This is a genomic window from Finegoldia magna (genome assembly GCF_018371055.1).
GTDB classification, from domain to species: domain Bacteria; phylum Bacillota; class Clostridia; order Tissierellales; family Peptoniphilaceae; genus Finegoldia; species Finegoldia magna_I.
In genome coordinates, this window is sequence record NZ_JAGYZD010000300.1 from 1 (window position 1) to 1795 (window position 1795).

General features: G+C 35.2%; 3 protein-coding genes. All 3 read right to left on the reverse strand.

All coding sequences use genetic code 11. The features are described from left to right. On the reverse strand, window positions 1-263 hold a 263-nt coding region (locus tag KHW44_RS09300), incomplete at its 3' end, for an Rnf-Nqr domain containing protein (protein ID WP_304068802.1). 10 nt (window positions 264-273) lie between these two features. Further along, window positions 274-846, reverse strand: coding sequence for an FMN-binding protein (locus tag KHW44_RS09305; RefSeq protein WP_002835547.1), 573 nt, complete (start codon window positions 844-846; stop codon window positions 274-276). After that, window positions 843-1795, reverse strand: a 953-nt coding sequence (locus KHW44_RS09310; RefSeq protein ID WP_304068806.1) for an RnfABCDGE type electron transport complex subunit D, incomplete at its 5' end; no start/stop codon positions are given. The genes KHW44_RS09305 and KHW44_RS09310, both read right to left, overlap by 4 nt.

Sequence of the window (1795 nt, forward strand, 5' to 3'; positions counted from 1 at the left end):
ATCATTGAAACTAATGTTACGAATGTTGCGATTACAACGATATATGCCGGAATTCTTACTTTATCCGGAATAAAATTTCTAAGTAATGATATTACTATGTTTGAACAAATCAAAACGAATGTGAACGCCGCAGCCATACCAATTGCGTTTTCTACTGATGTAGATACACCAAGTACAGAACACAAACCTACCAATTGGATTAAAACTGGGTTGTTCTTAATAATGCTGCTTTTGAAAACTTTAGCCGCTTTACCTTTTTCCATAATTTCCCTCCTATTTTAATCCCGCATTAGCTTTTTGAGATACGTTCAATGCGTTTTTGGCTGCTGTAGTGGAGTATGTTGCACCACTTAGAGCTTGAATTTCGTTGTCAGCTTCAGGTTTTTTAACAGCTGATAATTCTTTTTCCATAGATTTTCCAATAACTGAATTTACGAATTCAGGATCTCCAATTCTACTTCCGATTCCTGGAGTTTCTTGTGATTCAAGAATTGAATATCCAACGATTTTGTTTTCATTGTCTACACCAACTACGAAAACAACATTTCCTGAATATCCACCAGCTCCAATTGCTTTGTATACATGACCTACAGGTTTTCCACCTTTGATAGCTTCTTGTACGTCATCTAAGTTTTCGTCTTTTGCTTTTAAATCTTTAATTTTTGCTTCATCAAGTGGTTTAAAAGATTCCGCTTCAGGAAAAGCTACTTTTAAAGATTTTTGATAATTTTCTAATCTCTTAGCTTCTATTATTGGTTCAGTAACTTGGTTTGCAAATGCAAGTACTACCGCACTAATTGCTGTGATTATAAACAATCTAATAGCTAAATTTATTGAACTTCTCATATTCCTTGTTTACCTCCTCTACCAATTGGTGTTGGAACTGTATATTGATCGATAAATGGTACTGCACAGTTCATGAAGATTATCGCATAAGATACACCTTCTGGGAGGTTACCAAATTGTCTTATGATTGCTGTGAAGAAACCACAACCAATTGCAAATATAATTTGTCCTTTTGGAGTAACTGGACTAGTTGAATAATCTGTAGCCATGTAGAATGCACCCAAGATTAAACCACCAATAAATATGTTCATGCATGCATCTTGAATTCCTACGCCACAAATAAGTAATGTAACAAATGTTGTTGCGATGTAAACTAATGGAATTCTAAGATTGATTACTCTTCTGTATAATAGATAAGCTACACCGATAAGTAATGCTATTGCACTTACTTCCCCGATTGTACCACCCATGTGTCCTATGATGGCATTCATAAAACCAACTGGTTGACCACCTGATAAAACTGTCGCATAACTTTCAGCGTCCACTGCTTTTTGTGTTAGTGGAGCAGTGTAGTTACTCATTGCTTGTGCCCAACTTGCCATCAAGAAAGCACGTCCTGCTAATGCAGGGTTCATGAAGTTTGAGCCAATTCCTCCAAATAATTGTTTTACAATTATGATTGAAAATACCGATCCTATAACAATCATTGGAATTGGCAAAGTAACTGGAACGTTGTAAGCCAAAAGCATACCTGTTACAACAGCTGATAAATCGCTAATTGTAGAAGGTTGTTTCATTATTTTTTGATAACAATATTCTGATAATACACAAGCTATAACTGCTGATAATACCAAAACTAAACTTCTCATTCCGAATTCGTAAACACTCACTATCAAAGCAGGAATTAAAGCGATGATAACATCAAGCATAATTCTTTGAATAGATACTGCACTTCTTTGATGAGGAGCAGCTTCTACGATTAAATGAGATAAGTCGTATTCTTTTTGTA

Coding starts and splice junctions, on each gene's coding strand:
- KHW44_RS09305 (WP_002835547.1), bottom strand. CDS start 846: ATGAGAAGTTCAATAAATTTAGCTATTAGATTGTTTATAATCACAGCA.